This is a genomic window from Cohnella sp. GbtcB17, assembly GCF_019091135.1.
GTDB lineage: Bacteria > Bacillota > Bacilli > Paenibacillales > Paenibacillaceae > Cohnella.
In genome coordinates, this window is record NZ_JAGXJW010000010.1 from 79,959 (window position 1) to 95,383 (window position 15,425).

Annotated in this window: 18 protein-coding genes; 4 read left to right on the forward strand and 14 right to left on the reverse strand. The window is 60.4% G+C overall.

Annotation, left to right across the window (positions count from 1 at the left end; genetic code table 11):
• Positions 1–7: 7 nt before the first annotated feature.
• From KVT38_RS07475 to upp, 14 genes are all read right to left on the reverse strand, one after another.
• Positions 8–469, reverse strand: coding sequence for a Dps family protein (locus KVT38_RS07475; protein ID WP_217593065.1), 462 nt, complete (start codon positions 467–469; stop codon positions 8–10).
• A 97-nt stretch (positions 470–566) separates the two neighbouring features.
• Positions 567–1,577 carry a YpdA family putative bacillithiol disulfide reductase gene (locus KVT38_RS07480; protein WP_217593066.1) on the reverse strand — a complete coding sequence of 337 codons (1,011 nt, stop codon included), beginning with the start codon at positions 1,575–1,577 and terminating at the stop codon, positions 567–569.
• A gap of 135 nt (positions 1,578–1,712) precedes the next feature.
• A complete protein-coding gene (locus tag KVT38_RS07485) occupies positions 1,713–2,114 on the reverse strand; it encodes a F0F1 ATP synthase subunit epsilon (protein ID WP_217593067.1) in 402 nt (133 codons plus the stop codon).
• 24 nt (positions 2,115–2,138) lie between these two features.
• A complete protein-coding gene (atpD, locus tag KVT38_RS07490) occupies positions 2,139–3,545 on the reverse strand; it encodes a F0F1 ATP synthase subunit beta (protein ID WP_217593068.1) in 1,407 nt (468 codons plus the stop codon).
• A gap of 77 nt (positions 3,546–3,622) precedes the next feature.
• Entirely contained in the window at positions 3,623–4,498 is an 876-nt protein-coding gene (atpG, locus tag KVT38_RS07495; protein WP_217593069.1) for an ATP synthase F1 subunit gamma, read from the reverse strand.
• A 92-nt stretch (positions 4,499–4,590) separates the two neighbouring features.
• A complete protein-coding gene (gene atpA, locus KVT38_RS07500; RefSeq protein ID WP_217593070.1) occupies positions 4,591–6,105 on the reverse strand; it encodes a F0F1 ATP synthase subunit alpha in 1,515 nt (504 codons plus the stop codon).
• Positions 6,106–6,148: 43 nt separating this feature from the next.
• A complete protein-coding gene (locus KVT38_RS07505) occupies positions 6,149–6,694 on the reverse strand; it encodes a F0F1 ATP synthase subunit delta (protein WP_217593071.1) in 546 nt (181 codons plus the stop codon).
• A complete protein-coding gene (gene atpF, locus KVT38_RS07510; RefSeq protein ID WP_217593142.1) occupies positions 6,691–7,176 on the reverse strand; it encodes a F0F1 ATP synthase subunit B in 486 nt (161 codons plus the stop codon). Before atpF ends, KVT38_RS07505 begins: the two co-directional genes overlap by 4 nt.
• 119 nt (positions 7,177–7,295) lie before the next feature.
• A complete protein-coding gene (gene atpE, locus KVT38_RS07515; RefSeq protein ID WP_217593072.1) occupies positions 7,296–7,517 on the reverse strand; it encodes a F0F1 ATP synthase subunit C in 222 nt (73 codons plus the stop codon).
• A gap of 34 nt (positions 7,518–7,551) precedes the next feature.
• Positions 7,552–8,310, reverse strand: coding sequence for a F0F1 ATP synthase subunit A (gene atpB, locus KVT38_RS07520; protein ID WP_217593073.1), 759 nt, complete (start codon positions 8,308–8,310; stop codon positions 7,552–7,554).
• A gap of 1 nt (position 8,311) precedes the next feature.
• Entirely contained in the window at positions 8,312–8,722 is a 411-nt protein-coding gene (locus tag KVT38_RS07525; protein WP_217593074.1) for an ATP synthase subunit I, read from the reverse strand.
• Positions 8,719–8,970 carry an AtpZ/AtpI family protein gene (locus tag KVT38_RS07530; protein ID WP_217593075.1) on the reverse strand — a complete coding sequence of 84 codons (252 nt, stop codon included), beginning with the start codon at positions 8,968–8,970 and terminating at the stop codon, positions 8,719–8,721. The genes KVT38_RS07525 and KVT38_RS07530 overlap by 4 nt, the downstream gene beginning before the upstream one ends.
• 359 nt (positions 8,971–9,329) lie before the next feature.
• On the reverse strand, positions 9,330–10,469 hold the full coding sequence (gene wecB, locus KVT38_RS07535) for a non-hydrolyzing UDP-N-acetylglucosamine 2-epimerase (RefSeq protein WP_368859064.1): 1,140 nt from the start codon (positions 10,467–10,469) through the stop codon (positions 9,330–9,332).
• 32 nt (positions 10,470–10,501) lie between these two features.
• Positions 10,502–11,131: a uracil phosphoribosyltransferase gene (upp, locus tag KVT38_RS07540; protein ID WP_217593076.1), complete on the reverse strand. Its 630-nt coding sequence runs from the start codon at positions 11,129–11,131 to the stop codon at positions 10,502–10,504.
• A 175-nt stretch (positions 11,132–11,306) separates the two neighbouring features.
• Between upp and KVT38_RS07545 the strand changes: the two genes are divergently transcribed.
• The 4 genes from KVT38_RS07545 (at position 11,307) to KVT38_RS07560 (ending at position 14,972) form a co-directional block, all read left to right on the forward strand.
• The gene (locus KVT38_RS07545; protein ID WP_217593077.1) at positions 11,307–11,990 is read left to right on the forward strand and encodes an S-layer homology domain-containing protein; all 684 of its coding nucleotides are present in this window, start codon (positions 11,307–11,309) and stop codon (positions 11,988–11,990) included.
• 65 nt (positions 11,991–12,055) lie between these two features.
• Positions 12,056–12,367 (forward strand): LSm family protein, encoded by a 312-nt coding sequence (locus tag KVT38_RS07550; protein WP_217593078.1) that lies wholly within the window; start codon positions 12,056–12,058, stop codon positions 12,365–12,367.
• Positions 12,368–12,500: 133 nt separating this feature from the next.
• Positions 12,501–13,826 carry an MFS transporter gene (locus KVT38_RS07555; RefSeq protein WP_217593079.1) on the forward strand — a complete coding sequence of 442 codons (1,326 nt, stop codon included), beginning with the start codon at positions 12,501–12,503 and terminating at the stop codon, positions 13,824–13,826.
• Positions 13,827–13,934: 108 nt separating this feature from the next.
• Positions 13,935–14,972, forward strand: coding sequence for an oxidoreductase (locus KVT38_RS07560; protein WP_217593144.1), 1,038 nt, complete (start codon positions 13,935–13,937; stop codon positions 14,970–14,972).
• Positions 14,973–15,425: the final 453 nt, after the last annotated feature.

The following is a 15,425-nucleotide window of genomic DNA, read 5'->3' on the forward strand; positions in this document are numbered from 1 at the left end:
TTAACGCTTATGCTTTTACCTTGGTCGGTACGTTGATGCCTGCGGTCGCGCTCAGCATCCAGACATGCTTTTGCAGCGCTTCGACCTGCTTGGTGAGCAGGTCCGCCGTCGGTGCGTCGCCAGCTTCCTCGGCCATCTCCAGCGTTTCGTTCAAGCCGTTGGTCAGCAGGATGAAGTCGTCGATGACGGCCTTGACCATGTCGACGTCCTTCGTCTCGTCGCCGCCTTCCTTCACTTTCGTAAGCGACAAATATTCCTTCATCGTGGATGCCGGCTTGCCGCCGATCGCGAGGATCCGCTCCGCCACTTCGTCCAGCGACAGCGCCGCGAAGTTGTACAGCTCCTCGAACTTCAAATGAAGCGTCTGGAAATGCGGCCCCTTCACGTACCAGTGAAAATGGTGCAGCTTGAAGTAGATGACGCTCCAGTCCGCCAGATTTTGATTGAGATTGTTCTGGATCTTAGGCATGTGAATCCCTCCCGATTGGATAAGCTTGCTCTCCTAATTTACCCGGGAAAGGCGCCATTCAAGCAGCCCCTCCACAGCCCGCCGGCCATTGTGCCTGTTAAACCGTCCGCAGCCCGGCCAGATGCGCAGCGATCTTGCGGCCGTGGTAACGCCCGCTCTCGATAAAAATTTCGTTGGCATCCCGCCCTGTAGAGACGACGCCGGCCAGGTAAAGTCCCGGCACGTTCGTCTCCATCGTCTCCGGATCGTGCGTCGGCGGGATGATGCCGTCCGGCGCCTCGATGCCCATGGCACGCAGGAAGGCACGATCCGGCCTAAATCCTGTAAGTGCCAGCACGAAGTCCGCAGGCAGCTTCTCCTTGACCGCCTCAATCTGCCCGCCGGACGCTTCCCCTCCCGCCATGCTTTCCACCGTGACCTGGTCGTAGCCGATCTCCACGACTCTGCTTCGCAGCCGCAGATCGATACGTCCTTTCTCCGCATAGCTGTCGAAAATCGGGCGTACCCACGGCTTGATGTTGGCCGATACCGACTCGCCCCGGTACACCACCGTCACTTTCGCGCCTACGCGTTCCATCTCAAGCGCCGCGTCGACAGCGGAGTTGCTGCCGCCGATGACCACGACGCGCGTGCCCGCGTACGGATGCGCTTCGGTGAAAAAGTGGCTGACGTGCGCATGATCCTCGCCCGGGATACCGATGCGGTTCGGATGGTCGAAGTACCCGGTCGCGATGACGATCTTGCGGGACAACGTCACGGTCTGTTGGCCGGACCTGCCGACCGACGTGACGCGAAAGACGTCGCCGTCCTTTTCGACGGCCGTGACCGCTTCGTAGCGGCGAATCCGCAGCTCGCGGCGCTCGGACACGATGCGGTAGTAGTTCAAAGCCTCCAGTCTGGACGGCTTGTCGTTCGGCGTAATAAACGGAATGCCTGCAATCTCGAGATTCGGCGCCGTGCTGAAAAACTGCATATTAACCGGGTAACGGGAGATCGAATACCCGACGTTTTCTTTTTCGAATAGTAAAGGATTGAAGCCCCGGTCCTGCAGCTCGGCCGCTGCCGACAGCCCGCAAGGGCCCGCGCCTACGATGACGATATCTTCCATAGTACTGTCTTCCGCCTTTCCTCTGGATAGCTACGCTTAGTATACGCCGAGTGACGCCCGGTGTAAAAAAACGCAAAATCGCCGGGAGGCGGCTTCCTGCGAACAGGTGCCGCCTCCCGGCGATAAAGGTAAAGCTTATTCTCCGCCGCCGACCCGAATCCGGGTGAGCGCGCGTTGAAGCGCGGCTTCTGCCCGTTTGTGATCGACTTCGGTTTGCTTGTGGTTCAGGCGATCCTGCGCACGTTCCTTGGCTTGCTGGGCGCGGTGGACGTCGATGTCCGAACCGAGCTCGGCGGATTCCGCGAGGATAACGACCTTATCCTTGCGTACCTCCATGAAGCCGCCGTGAACCGCGATATACTCATCGTTGTTCCCGATCTTCGCCTTGATGGGCGCGATCTTGAGCGGCGTCACAAGCGGGATGTGATGCGGCATGATGCCCAGATCCCCGTCTACGCCGCGGGCGACGACCATGTTGACGTCCTTGTCGTAGACGGTCCGCTCGGGGGTGACGATCTCCAAACGTAAGGTGCTCATATCGATACCTCCATCAAAAGCGGATTAGAGCCCTTGAGCGAGCTTCTTCGCCTTCTCGACTGCGTCTTCAATCGAGCCGACGTTGTGGAACGCCGGTTCCGGAAGATCGTCATGCTTCCCTTCAAGGATCTCTTTGAAGCTGCGAACGGTATCTTTAACCGGCACGTATACGCCAGGCATGCCGTTGAAGGCTTCGGCGACGTGCAGCGGCTGGGACAGGAACAGTTGAACGCGACGAGCGCGCAGAACGACGAGCTTGTCGTCCTCGGACAGTTCGTCCATACCGAGGATGGCGATAATATCGAGCAGTTCCTTGTAGCGCTGGAGCAGCTTCTTGACGCCTTGCGCGACGGCGTAGTGCTCTTCGCCGACGACTTCTGGCGCCAGAACGCGGGAGGACGATGCCAGCGGGTCGACGGCCGGGAAGATACCCATTGCCGCGATGTTCCGCTCGAGGTTCGTCGTCGAGTCCAAGTGAGCGAACGCCGTAGCCGGAGCCGGGTCGGTATAATCGTCCGCCGGTACGTAGATCGCTTGGATCGAGGTGACGGAACCCTTCTTCGTCGAGGTGATCCGCTCTTGCAGTTGACCCATTTCGGTTGCCAGCGTCGGCTGGTAACCTACCGCGGACGGCATCCGGCCGAGGAGGGCGGATACTTCGGAGCCGGCTTGCGTGAAGCGGAAGATGTTGTCGACGAACAACAGAACGTCGCGTCCTTCTTCGTCGCGGAAGTACTCGGCCATCGTCAGACCCGTCAGCGCGACACGCAGACGCGCGCCCGGAGGCTCGTTCATTTGGCCGAACACCATCGCCGTCTTTGCGATAACGCCGGAGTCGCTCATTTCGTGGTACAAGTCGTTACCTTCGCGGGTACGCTCGCCTACGCCGGCGAATACGGAAATACCGCCGTGCTCCTGCGCGATGTTGTGGATGAGCTCTTGCATCGTAACCGTCTTGCCGACGCCGGCGCCGCCGAACAGGCCGACCTTACCGCCCTTGGCGTAAGGTGCCATCAGGTCGATAACCTTGATGCCCGTCTCCAGAATCTCTTGCGAGGTGGAGAGCTCTTCGAACGCAGGCGCTTGACGGTGGATCGGATTCGCAACGGCACGGTCAACCGCCCCGTTGTTGTCGATCGGATCGCCAAGTACGTTAAATACGCGGCCCAGCGTAGCCGGTCCGACCGGTACGGTGATCGGCGCGCCGGTATCGACGGCTTCGGTGCCGCGGATAAGGCCGTCCGTCGAAGACATGGCGACCGTGCGGACCATGTTGTCGCCCAGATGCTGCGCGACTTCGACCGTCAGCTTGACTTCGCGTTCGCCTGTCTGATGAATTTGGATTGCGTTGAGGATGTCCGGCAGATGGCCGTTGTCGAACTCGATGTCGACGACCGGGCCCGTGACCTGGACAATGCGCCCCTTGCTCATTCGTGTCCCTCCTGTAACTTCAGTCTATATCCGTATCTTTCGCCTCGCAGGGCGGACGAGCCGCCGCGTGCGAAGGTTTAGCTCAATGCGTTGGCGCCGCCGTCGATCTCCGCGATCTCCTGCGTGATGGCCGCTTGACGCGCGCGGTTGTACGTCAGGGTCAGCTCGTTGATCCGTTTGGTGGCGTTCTTGGTTGCGTTGCTCATTGCGGTCATCCGCGAACCGAACTCGCTCGCCTTGTTTTCCAGCAGCGCGCTGTAAACCAAGGTCTCCGCATACTTCGGCAGCAGGACGTCCAGCACCGCTTCCGGAGACGGCTCGTACTCGTAGCCCGCGCTCGGGCCTGCTTGCTTCGTCGCGCCAAGCGCGGAAGCGTCGAGCGGCAGCAGTTGCTTGACCGTCGGCAGCTGCGAGAGCGCGTTGATGAACCGGTTGTAGACGAGATGGACCTCGTCGTACGTTCCTTGCTCGAATCCGCCTACGGCCGCAGAAGCGATCGCTTTGACGTCCGCGAACTTCGGCGAGTCGGGCACGCCGATGATATCCTGGACGATTGCGTATTCGCGGCGTCTCAGATAGTCGCGGCCTTTGCGTCCGATGACGAACAGATCGTACTCCGCCTTGGACTTGTGCTTGCTCTTCAGCGTGTCCACGAACTTCTTCAGCAGACCGCTGTTGAGGCCGCCGGCCAGACCGCGGTCGGACGTGAAGACGATATAAGCCGTCTTTTTCACCTCGCGGGTTTGGAGCATCGGGTGCTTGACGCTGCCACCGCCGCCGGCGATGCTCGAGACGACTTCCTTGAGCTTGTCGGCATACGGCCGGCCCGCGAGCGCCGCGTTCTGCGCGCGCTTCAGGTTTGCCGCCGCGACGAGCTCCATCGCCTTGGTGATCTGCTTCATGTTCTGCGTGCTCTTGATCTGACGCTTAATCTCGCGCATCCCTTTTGCCATTCATGTCACCACCTTATTGTCCGCGCGGGGCGGCCTCTCGGCCGCGCGCCGGCGCGGAAGCTTCTATGGCCGAAGCCTTCGCTGTCTAAGACTTAAGCCGTCGTAGCGAAGCTCTTCTTGAAGGCGCCGATCGCTTCGACGAGCGCCTTGTCGTTGTCGGGCAAAATGTCCTTCGTATCGCGGATGGACGCCAGAATCTCGGGGCGCTGCGCATCCAGATAGCTCAGGAATTCGGATTCGAAGCGGCGCACGTCTTGTACCGGCACGCTGTCCGCATGGCCCTTGGTGACCAGGTACAGGGAGACGACTTGGCGCTCGAGCGGCATCGGTACGTTGATGCCTTGCTTCAAAATCTCGAGGGTGCGGATACCGCGGTCGAGACGGGCTTGCGTGACCTTGTCGAGGTCGGAGCCGAACGCGGCGAACGCAGCCAGCTCGCGGTATTGGGCGAGGTCGGTCTTGAGCGTGCCCGCGACCTTCTTCATCGCCTTCGTCTGCGCGGACGAGCCTACCCGGGATACGGAGTTACCGACGTTGACCGCCGGACGCTGACCGGAGTAGAACAGGTCGGACTCGAGGAAGATCTGACCGTCGGTGATCGAGATGACGTTCGTCGGGATGTAAGCCGAGATGTCGCCGGCTTGCGTCTCGATGAACGGCAGCGCGGTGAGCGAACCGCCGCCGAGCTCGTCGTTCAGCTTGGCTGCGCGCTCCAGCAGACGGGAGTGCAGGTAGAATACGTCGCCCGGATAAGCTTCGCGGCCCGGAGGACGGCGGAGCAACAGAGACAGCTCGCGGTATGCGGCGGCTTGCTTGGTCAAGTCATCATAGATGATCAGGACGTGCTTGCCGTTGTACATGAATTCTTCGCCCATGGCGCAGCCGGTGTACGGCGCGATGTAGAGCAGCGGGGACGGCTCGGACGCGCTCGCCGTGACGACGATCGTGTAGTCCAGCGCGCCTTGGCGGCGGAGGGACTCAACGACCGTACGAACGGTCGATTGCTTCTGGCCGATGGCGACGTAGATACAGATAACGCCATTGCCCTTTTGGTTGACGATCGTGTCGATCGCGATCGTCGTCTTGCCGGTCTGGCGGTCGCCGATGATGAGCTCCCGTTGGCCGCGGCCGATCGGGATCATCGCGTCGATCGCCTTGATGCCGGTCTGCATCGGCTCGAATACGGACTTACGGGCCATGACGCCCGGAGCCGGGGATTCGATCGGGCGGAACTTCGTCGTCGCGATCGGACCGTTGCCGTCGACCGGCTGGCCCAGCGCGTTGACTACGCGGCCGAGCATCGCTTCGCCGACCGGCACTTCCATGATGCGGCCGGTACGCTTGACCTGATCGCCTTCGCGGATGCCGGTGTACGGGCCCAGGATGACGACGCCGACGTTGTCTTCTTCGAGGTTGAGGGCCATGCCCACGACGCCGTTCGAGAATTCAAGCAGCTCGCCGGCCATCGCTTTTTCCAATCCGTGGACGCGAGCGACGCCGTCGCCGACCGTGATGACGGTACCGACGTCAACGACTTGGATATCGGATTGATAGTTCTGAATCTGCTGCTTGATCAGCGTGCTGATTTCTTCAGGACGGATACTCAAATTCGTTCACCCCTGTCTCCTACTTACAAGATACATGCGTATATTACAGACTCGCTTGAAGTTCCTTGGATAGACGGTTCAGCTTGCCGCGCAGGCTGCCGTCGTATAGCGTATCGCCGATGCGGACGGTCATGCCGCCGATCAGCGACTCGTCGACCTGACCGATGACGCGCACGTTTTTGCCGATGACGGCCTTGAAGCGCGTCGCGATCTCTTCGGCCTGCTCGGGCGTAAGCGCCTTGGCCGAGGTGACCAGCGCGTCGGCGCGTCCGAGGACGCCGCCGGCGACCGACATATAAGCATCCAGCACAGCGGGGATCTCGGTCTCGCGACCGCGTTCGACCAGCAGGCTGACCGTGTTCAGCACGATTGGCGACACTTTGTCGCCGAACGTGCCGCGCAGCAGCGCGATTTTCTTGTCCAGCGTGATGTTCGGAGCCGACAGGAAGACGCGTACGTCTGCGTTCGCCTCGATCGCGTCAGCGATCAGCTTCAGCTCGTTCTCCGTACTGGCTACGGCGTCTTGCTCGCGCGCCAGATCGAAGAGCGCCCTGGCGTATCGTTTGGCTACGACCGTGCCGCGGCTCATGACTTCTTACCTACGTCTTTGAGATATTGATCGACCAGTTCGCCTTGGGCGCCCGCATCGACCTGCTTCTCGAGGATCTTGCTGGCGATCTGAACGGACAGGCCGCCGACTTCGGACTTGAGCGACGCGATCGCCTTGTTCTTCTCGGCTTCGATGTCGCGTACCGCCTCTTCCTTCAGGCGGCTCGATTCGCCGCGCGCCGCGGCGATGATGTCGTCGGCTTGCTTGGAGCCGGTCGACTTCGCTTGCTCGATAATATCATAGGCTTCCTTGCGCGCTTGCTGCAGCGATTGCTTCTGCTCTTCGAGGAAGCGCTCGCTCTCGGTGCGATTGCGCTCGGCCGTGTCGATCTGCTCTTTGACGAGCTGACGGCGCTTTTCCATAATGCCGAACAGCGGACCGAAGGCATACTTCGACAGCAGCAGATACAGGATGCCGAATGCGAGGATTTGGATTACAAAGCTGGTCCAGTTAAAGCTAATCAACGATAGCCACTCCTTTCACCCAAAAGCTGTCGATCAATTGCGAATTGCGTCCTCTTGCATAAGGAAGGCGTGGAGGCAGGTGGCTCTCCGCGCCTAACGTTATAGATGAAATTGCTTTATTGAGCCATGAAGATGAACGCGAGGACGAGGGAGATGATCGGCAGTGCTTCTACCAGACCTACGCCGATGAACGCCGTTGTTTGCAGCGCGCCGCGCAGCTCAGGCTGGCGGGAGATGCCTTCGACCGTCTTGGAGAAGATCAGACCGTTACCGATACCGGCGCCGAGCGCGCCAAGGCCGAACACGATTGCAGCTGCTAACAGACCGTAAATTTCCATTTGTGAATATCCTCCTCAAATTGGGTACTTAGGATTAATGATCTTCTTCGTGAATGCTGGCCTGGCCGATATAAACCATGGTCAGCATCGTGAATACGAACGCTTGGATGGCGCCTACGAATATACTGAAGCCCTGCCAGACGAGCAACGCCGGAATACCGACCCAGCCCATGCCAAGGATAACGCCGATCATGACTTCGCCGGCGTAGATGTTGCCGAATAGCCGGAGACCCAGCGTCAGCGGTTTGGCCACCGTCTCGATCAGGTTGATCGGAAGGAAGAACGGCCACGGCTCGAAATAATGCTTGAGATAATGCTTGCGGTTGTGGCGAATCCCCTGGATATGCGAGATGCCGATGACGGTAAGGGCGAGTGCCATCGTCATAGCGGCGTCTGCCGTAGGAGATTTCCACCATGCAAAGTGAGCTTCCTCTTCGCCGTCCATGAACAAATCCATGCCGAGGAACGTCGCGTGACCGTGATGCGCTTCGGTGATGAAGTTGAACGGAAGACCGAGCATGTTGCCGATGAAAATGTAGATGATCAGCGTAAGACCGAGGCTCAGGTAGACGCGACCCCGTTTGAAGTCCGTCGCCATTCCGATGATGTTGCTGACGAACTCGACGACCCACTCCATGAAGTTCTGCAGCTTGCCGGGATTGTCCACGGACAGGTTGCGAACGGACAGGCGCGCGAGAACGAAGGCGATGATGCTGGTCAGAACGATCATGAAAATGGCCGCAAGGTCAAACTTCACACCGCCGAGAATGACGATTGGCGCTAAGTGATCCATGTTAGTGCTTTTCACCCCTTTCATCGGTGGCGTGGCCGCCTTGGCGGCGTCTGGACAAGATACCCAGTAGGAGTGTTGCCAACGGCGCCGCAATTAATCCCGCTACGGTAGCCGGGAGATTGAACTCGAGCAGGCGAACCGACACGAATGCGGCGAGCACGGCCAGCGCGGCGCGGGAGAGGAAGCCGAACCCCGAACGGGGTCTTCTGCCGCCGGATGCGGCGTCGCCGATCCGAACGGTCTTCCAAGCCAGATGCCACGCGACGAGCAAGCTGCCGATCGCGCCGATCAGGAACCCTCCGAAGACAGTCTTGTAAGCAGGCAGTACCGCCCACCCCAGACATCCCATGGACAAAAAAAAGAACGTAATGCGGGAAACCTTCTTCATCAAAGCAGGCAAATCGTCCATCATTTGCCCCTTCCCTTGACGGCGAACTTCCGAATGAGGCCCACGGCCGACCCGATGCCGGCGACGAGGCCGACGACAAGTCCGACCAGATACCAAGTTGAGGTGCCGCGGTTGCCGTCAACGACGGATCCGATCCACCAGCCCAAGCCTACGCACACGGCCAGTTCGGCGCCGATAGCGGTCACGAGCCCGGCTGCGCGCCATGGATTCTCATCCGGCGGCAGAGGCGGTTTGCGTTCGGATTCGGGCATGGACATCCGCTCCTTCGATCCCAAGAGCAAGAAATTCGACTAAAAGTAAGCCCTTTCTTCCTAATGGTTCAGGTAATATTGTATCCTTGGCCGATGGGATTTGTCAATTCGCATAAATTCAAACATTATGTGAACGCAAGCCCGTCAAACCCTTGATAAATCTGGATTCTTCCGCTTTTTAAACCATACAGTTGCGCTGTATGCTGTAGACAATTCCAGCTTCGTTCCGCCGCCCGCGCGGGCGGATTCGCCATCCTGCGAGAAATACGCCGTCATTTGATGGCGGCTCGCCCATGCGGAAAAGGCGACGGTCAGCCTGGGGGCATCGAATCCCATGCGCCGGACCGTCGCCCACCCCGTCAGCCTTCGAAGGCCGACGGCCGCTCTCCCCTGCCGAAATGATGCAAGATCGCTTGCGCGATCCGCTTCGAAGCCTGCCCGTCCCCGTAAGGATTGGCAGCGCGGCTCATCCGCTCGTACAGCGCCGGATCGGAGAGCAGGGCGCTCGCCCTGTCGAAGATCAGATGCTCGTCCGTGCCGACGAGCTCCAGCGTGCCGGCGCCGACGCCCTCCGGACGCTCCGTCGTGTCCCGCAGCACGAGCACGGGTACGCCGTACGACGGCGCCTCTTCCTGAAGGCCGCCCGAATCGGTCAAAATCAGGTGCGTGTGCTTGTAAAAATTGTGCAGCTCGACGACGTCGAGCGGATCGATCAGCCGAATGCGCGGGTGATCGCCCAAAATCTCCTCGGCCGGTCCCTTGACGGCCGGGTTCGGATGCACGGGGTAAACGACGGCGATATCCTCGTGCGTCTCCGCGAGCTTGCGGACGGCGCGGAAAATCTGACGATGCGGCTCGCCCTGGTTCTCGCGGCGATGCGCGGTCATCAGCACAAGGCGCTTGCCCGCAGCCCAATCGAGCACCGGATGCGCGAAGTCAGGCTTCACCGTATATTGGAATACGTCCGTCACCGTATTGCCCGTCACGTAGATTCGCTCTTCCGGCTTGCTTTCCTTGCGCAGGTTGCCCGCCGACCACTGGGTCGGCGCGAAGTGCGCGTCGGCGAGCACGCCGGTCAATTGCCTGTTCATCTCCTCCGGATACGGGGAGAGCTTGTTCCAGGTGCGCAGGCCCGCTTCGACGTGGCCGATCTGGATCTGTTGCAGGAACGCCGCATAGCTGGCCAGGAAGCTGGTCAGCGTATCGCCGTGCACGAGCACCATATCGGGCTTCGCTTCGGCCAGAATAGGCTCCAGCCCTTGCAGGACGCGAATCGTGATCTCGTTCAGCGTCTGTCCGACCTGCATGACGTTCATATCGTAGTCCGGCCGGATATCGAAAATGTCCAGCACCTGATCGAGCATCTGCCGGTGCTGCGCGGTCACGCAGACGGTCGATTCGATCAGTCCGGGGTATTTTTGCAGCTCCAGCACGAGCGGCGCCATCTTGATCGCTTCGGGGCGCACGCCGAAGATCGACATGATTTTAATCGGTTTCACAAGTCCGTTCCTCCCACAAGCCTCGCTCGTCTTTATTTGGTTCCGTACAGCCGGTCGCCGGCGTCGCCGAGCCCCGGCACTATGTATCCGTGTTCGTTGAGGTGCGAATCTAAAGCCGCGACGAAAATATCGATCTCGGGATGCGCCTCCTGGACAGCCTTGACGCCCTCGGGCGCCGCGATCAGGCACATCAGCTTCGTCGGCTTGCAGCCGCGCTGCTTCAGGATCGAGATCGCCGCATTGGCCGATCCGCCCGTCGCGAGCATCGGATCGAGCACGATGAGCTCACGCTCCGTCACGTCCGTCGGCAAGCTGACGTAATACTCGACCGGCTGCAGCGTCTCCTCGTCCCGGTACAGCCCGATATGGCCGACGCGCGCGGATGGCAGCAGCTTCAGGACGCCGTCGACCATGCCGAGGCCGGCGCGCAGAATCGGGATCAGGCCGACCATGCGGCCTGCGATGACCTTGCCCTCTGCTTCGACGACCGGGGTCTGTACCTTCGCCGTCGTGAGCGGGAAATCGCGCGTGGCCTCGTACGCCATGAGCGTGGAGATCTCGTCCACGAGCTCCCGGAACTGTTTGGTTTCCGTCTTTTTATCCCGTAAAAAAGTAACTTTATGCTGGATCAGCGGGTGGTCGCATACTTGCAATCGCCCCATGGTGTTCCTCTCCTTTGCCCGTTCAGATGCCCGTCCATTATATCATTGTCTCCCCCGCGGCGCATCCATGCGCTGCCATCGCTTCCGACAAGCCCCGCCCGCGCAGATTCCTCTGCAACGATCGCCGCGGCGCGCCGATATTAATATCAGAAACGACAAGGGAGGCGTGTTGATTTTGAAAAAGACAAAGCAGGCATTGTCGGCGCTGGCGGCGGGTGCGGTTTTGCTGGCTGCGCTGGCCGGCGGCGGAGGCGCGCGGGCGGCGGATTTGTCGGCCGAAGCCAAGCTGAAGGCGCTGATCGACGCAGGCATCATCGCTGGCGATCAGAAGGGCAATCTCAATCTCGGCGACAATATTACGAGAGCTCAGCTCGCCGTTATCATGGTTCGGGCGTTCGGGTTGGAAGGCGAGGCCAAACCGCCTGTTCAGACAGCAACCTTTACGGACGTTGCGCCGGGCTCCTGGTACAGCGGCTATATAGCGGCTGCCAAAGGCCTGATCGAAGATAACGGCTATACACTCGGTACAGGCAACGGCAAGTTCAATCCGAACGGCAACATCACATCCGCCGAAGCGGTCGCTTTGCTGTGCAAATTTCTGGACATCAAGCCCGATTCGTCTACGAGCGATTGGGCTGCCGCTTATGTCAAGGCCGCCTTGGAAAAAGGCATCCTGGACGCCAACGCGGCCAAAGGGATTAGCAAAACGAAGCCCGCCACCCGCGAGATCGTCTTCACGTACGCGAACACCGCGTTCGGTAAAGTGAAGGACGAGGACGGCAAGACGATTTACGACAAGCTGAAGGAAGGCGTAGGCAAAGGCGTCTACAACAAAAAAGAGAGCGGCACCGCGCCGTAATGTTCGTCACCCCCGGGTCTTCCTCCGCATAGGCTGATATCACCAAGCACTGGGAGGATTCGACCATGACTTCGAAAAACAAAGCCCTGGACGCCAATGCGCCGATTTACGAGGCCGATCAGGATTGGGTCGCAGGCGCTAAGCAGCTCCGGCAGAAGCTGTCCGACGTCTGCGGCGCCCACCGCAACCGGGGCGTACGCGTGAAGACGATCGACGGCCACACCTACGAAGGAACGGTCGTCGGCGTCGACGGCTGCCACCTTCATCTGGCCGTGGCGCCGAGCGCGATGGACGCCCGCTTTTTCGGCCCGTTCGCCTCGAATGCGATCTTGACGCTCGTGCTGTACGAACTGCTCGTCATTACGCTGCTTATCTGATCGACGCTACGATCCCGCCCTCGCCAAGAGGGACGGGATTTTTTTCATTCATGATTTTCCCGCGCCGCGACCATCCTAATCAGACTGCGCCCGGTTCGGGCATTGAATTCCAGCGCGACATCAGGAGGTCGGCATGCCGGGTACTTCATCAAAAACCTCTCTTTTCCCGCCGGTGGGACGCGAGCGGGAACGCGATTTTACAGATGTCGGGCGCGTGCAGGACGAGCCGCGGGCGACCGGAAAGGCCAAGCTCGACCGCCAAGCCGTGCTGCTGCTCGCCGTGAATGCGTTGTTCACCTGCGGCAATGCGTTGTCCGCCACTTTCGTCAACATTTACATTTGGAAAATCAAACACGACTATGCGCTGCTCGGCTGGTTCGCGGTCGTGCATCAACTCGCGATGTCCCTCACCTTCTGGCTGGCCGGTAAATGGGTCAAAGAAGGCAACAAGATGAACGCGTTGCGCGGCGGCGTCATCGCGGCGGCGGCCTTTTACGGCCTGGTGCTCGCTTTCGGAACGCGTGCGGCAGACGCAGTGCCCATCCTGGGACTCGTTCAGGGCGTATCCTCCGGACTTTTCTGGCTGTCGTTTAACGTCGTCTACTTCGAGATCACCGGCCCGGACAATCGCGACCGCTTCAACGGCTGGGCCGGGCTGCTCGGCTCGCTGTCCGGGATGCTGGCGCCCTGGCTGTCCGGCCTGCTCATCGCAAGCAGCGGCGGCAATGCGGGCTACCGTCTCATCTTCGGGATCTCACTGGCCATCTTTGTTGCGGGCGCTGCGCTCACTTTCGGACTCCATAAGCGGGAGCCGTCCGGACGTTACGACTGGCGGATCGGGCTTGGCGGGCTGCTGCGGAAAGGCAACCCCTGGCGCGCCATCACCGGCGCCATGGTCGCGCAGGGACTGCGGGAAGGCATTTTCGGATTCGTCATCGCCCTGCTCGTCTATACGTCGACCGGCAGCGAAATGAAGCTCGGGAGCTTCTCGCTCTACACGTCCGCCGCCGCCTTCCTCAGCTTCTGGATCGCCGGCAGGCTGCTGAAGACGAGTCGACGATTCTGGGGCGTGCTCATCGGCGCTGTCATGATGACCTTGTTTATCGTGCCGCTCTTGTGGGGGACGGGCTATTCCAAGCTGCTTATTTTCGGCTTGGGCACAGCCGTTTTCGCGCCGCTCTTCTCCATCCCTTCCGTGTCGGTCGTCTTCGACCAGATCGGGGGAAACGAAGCGGACGTCAAGCGGCGCGAGGAACGCGTCATCCTTCGCGAGCTGGCGCTGAATGCCGGACGCTTCGTAGGCGCCCTGACCTTTATCGTTTGCGTCTCCGTCAGCGCCAATCCTGCGCTCATCCGCGTGCTCCTGCTCGTATTCGGCAGCTCTCCGCTGCTCGTATGGGCGCTGCTCCGCAAGCGTCTTCGGCAAGCGGCGATCGCGGGGGCGAAGGCGGAACCATAGGGCGGGTTCCGTTTATCCGAGTTACCGGGTTGCATAACTATTTTTATGCGGGTACAATGTTAACTGATACTTTATCGTATACAGTTTAGAGGAAAGCGAGTGAATAAGATGAGCCAGCTTGGATCCTCCTTTACACTAAAAGGATTAACGCTCCGCAATCGCATCGCCATGAGCCCGATGTGCCAATATTCCGTCGAAGCCGAGGACGGGGCGCCTAACGATTGGCACTTTGTTCACTACATCTCCCGCGCCGTCGGCGGCGCCGGACTTATCCTCGTCGAGATGACCGACGTCGAGCCCGACGGACGCATCTCCAACCGGGATCTCGGCCTGTGGTCGGACGAGCAGATTCCCGCTTACCGGCGCATCGTGGACGAAGTCCACAAGCATGGCGCCAAGATCGGTATCCAGCTCGCGCATGCGGGACGCAAAGCGCTGGACGCCGAACCGCCGGTCGGCCCGTGGAACGAGCCGTTCGACGACAAAGCGAAGCAGCCCCGCGCGCTCACGACCGAAGAAGCTTGGGCAATGGTCGGCAAATTCGCCGATGCTGCGGCCCGCGCAGTCAAAGCCGGCTTCGACACGATCCAGCTGCACGGCGCGCACGGCAACCTGATCCATCAATTCCACTCGCCGGGCATCAACAAGCGCGACGACGAGTTCGGCCGCGACAAAGCCAAATTCGGCGTCGAGGTGATCAAGGCGGTCAAGGCCGTTCTACCGCCCGGCATGCCGCTGCTCATGCGCGTATCCGCGATCGAGTACGCCGAGTATGCCTACGGACTCGACCATATGCTGGAGATTGCCCGCGGCTATCTCGACGCCGGCGTCGACATGTTCGACGTCTCGACCGGGGGCGAAGGCGGTCCGGCGGTCAAGGGCAAGCCCGGCAACTACCCGGGCTACCAGGTTCCATTCGCGCGCGCCCTGAAGGACGCGCTTGGGGTCCCTGTCAGCGCCGTCGGCATGCTCGACGATGCCGAGCTCGCCGAGCACGTCGTCGCATCCGGCGACGCCGACCTCGCCATGATCGGCCGTGCCATGCTGCGCAATCCGTACTGGGCGATCGACGCGCTGCGCCGTCTCGACGGCAAAACCGACCTCGTCGCAACGGCGTACGAACGAGGCTACCCCGGGCAACGCTGACTTTGTGCCGTTCTATAGGCAGAATCATAGCACTGTATTGGTGCTATGATTCTGCCTATATGAATTTCTGGCACTTCTCCGCACCAATATGGTGCGCTCTCGCCACCCGCTCGCCGCCAAGCCCATCAACGCCTGCACCTTCGCACCATTTTGGTGCATTCACGCTCCCGCTCTACATCCCCACCATTGACACTCTCGCGTAATAGCACTAATACGGTGCGGTCACGCCACCCTCTCACAACCAAGCTCACCACCACCTGCGCAATCGCACCACTTTGGTGCGTTCACGCTCCCGCTCCACATCCCCACCATTGACACTCCTGCGTAATAGCACCAATACGGTGCGGTCTCGCCACCCGCTCGCCGCCAAGCTCACCAGCACTCTGTACAATCGCACTCTTTCAATGCGATCACACTTGAGGCGTTCCTGCCTCCACCGCCGCGAACAAGCAT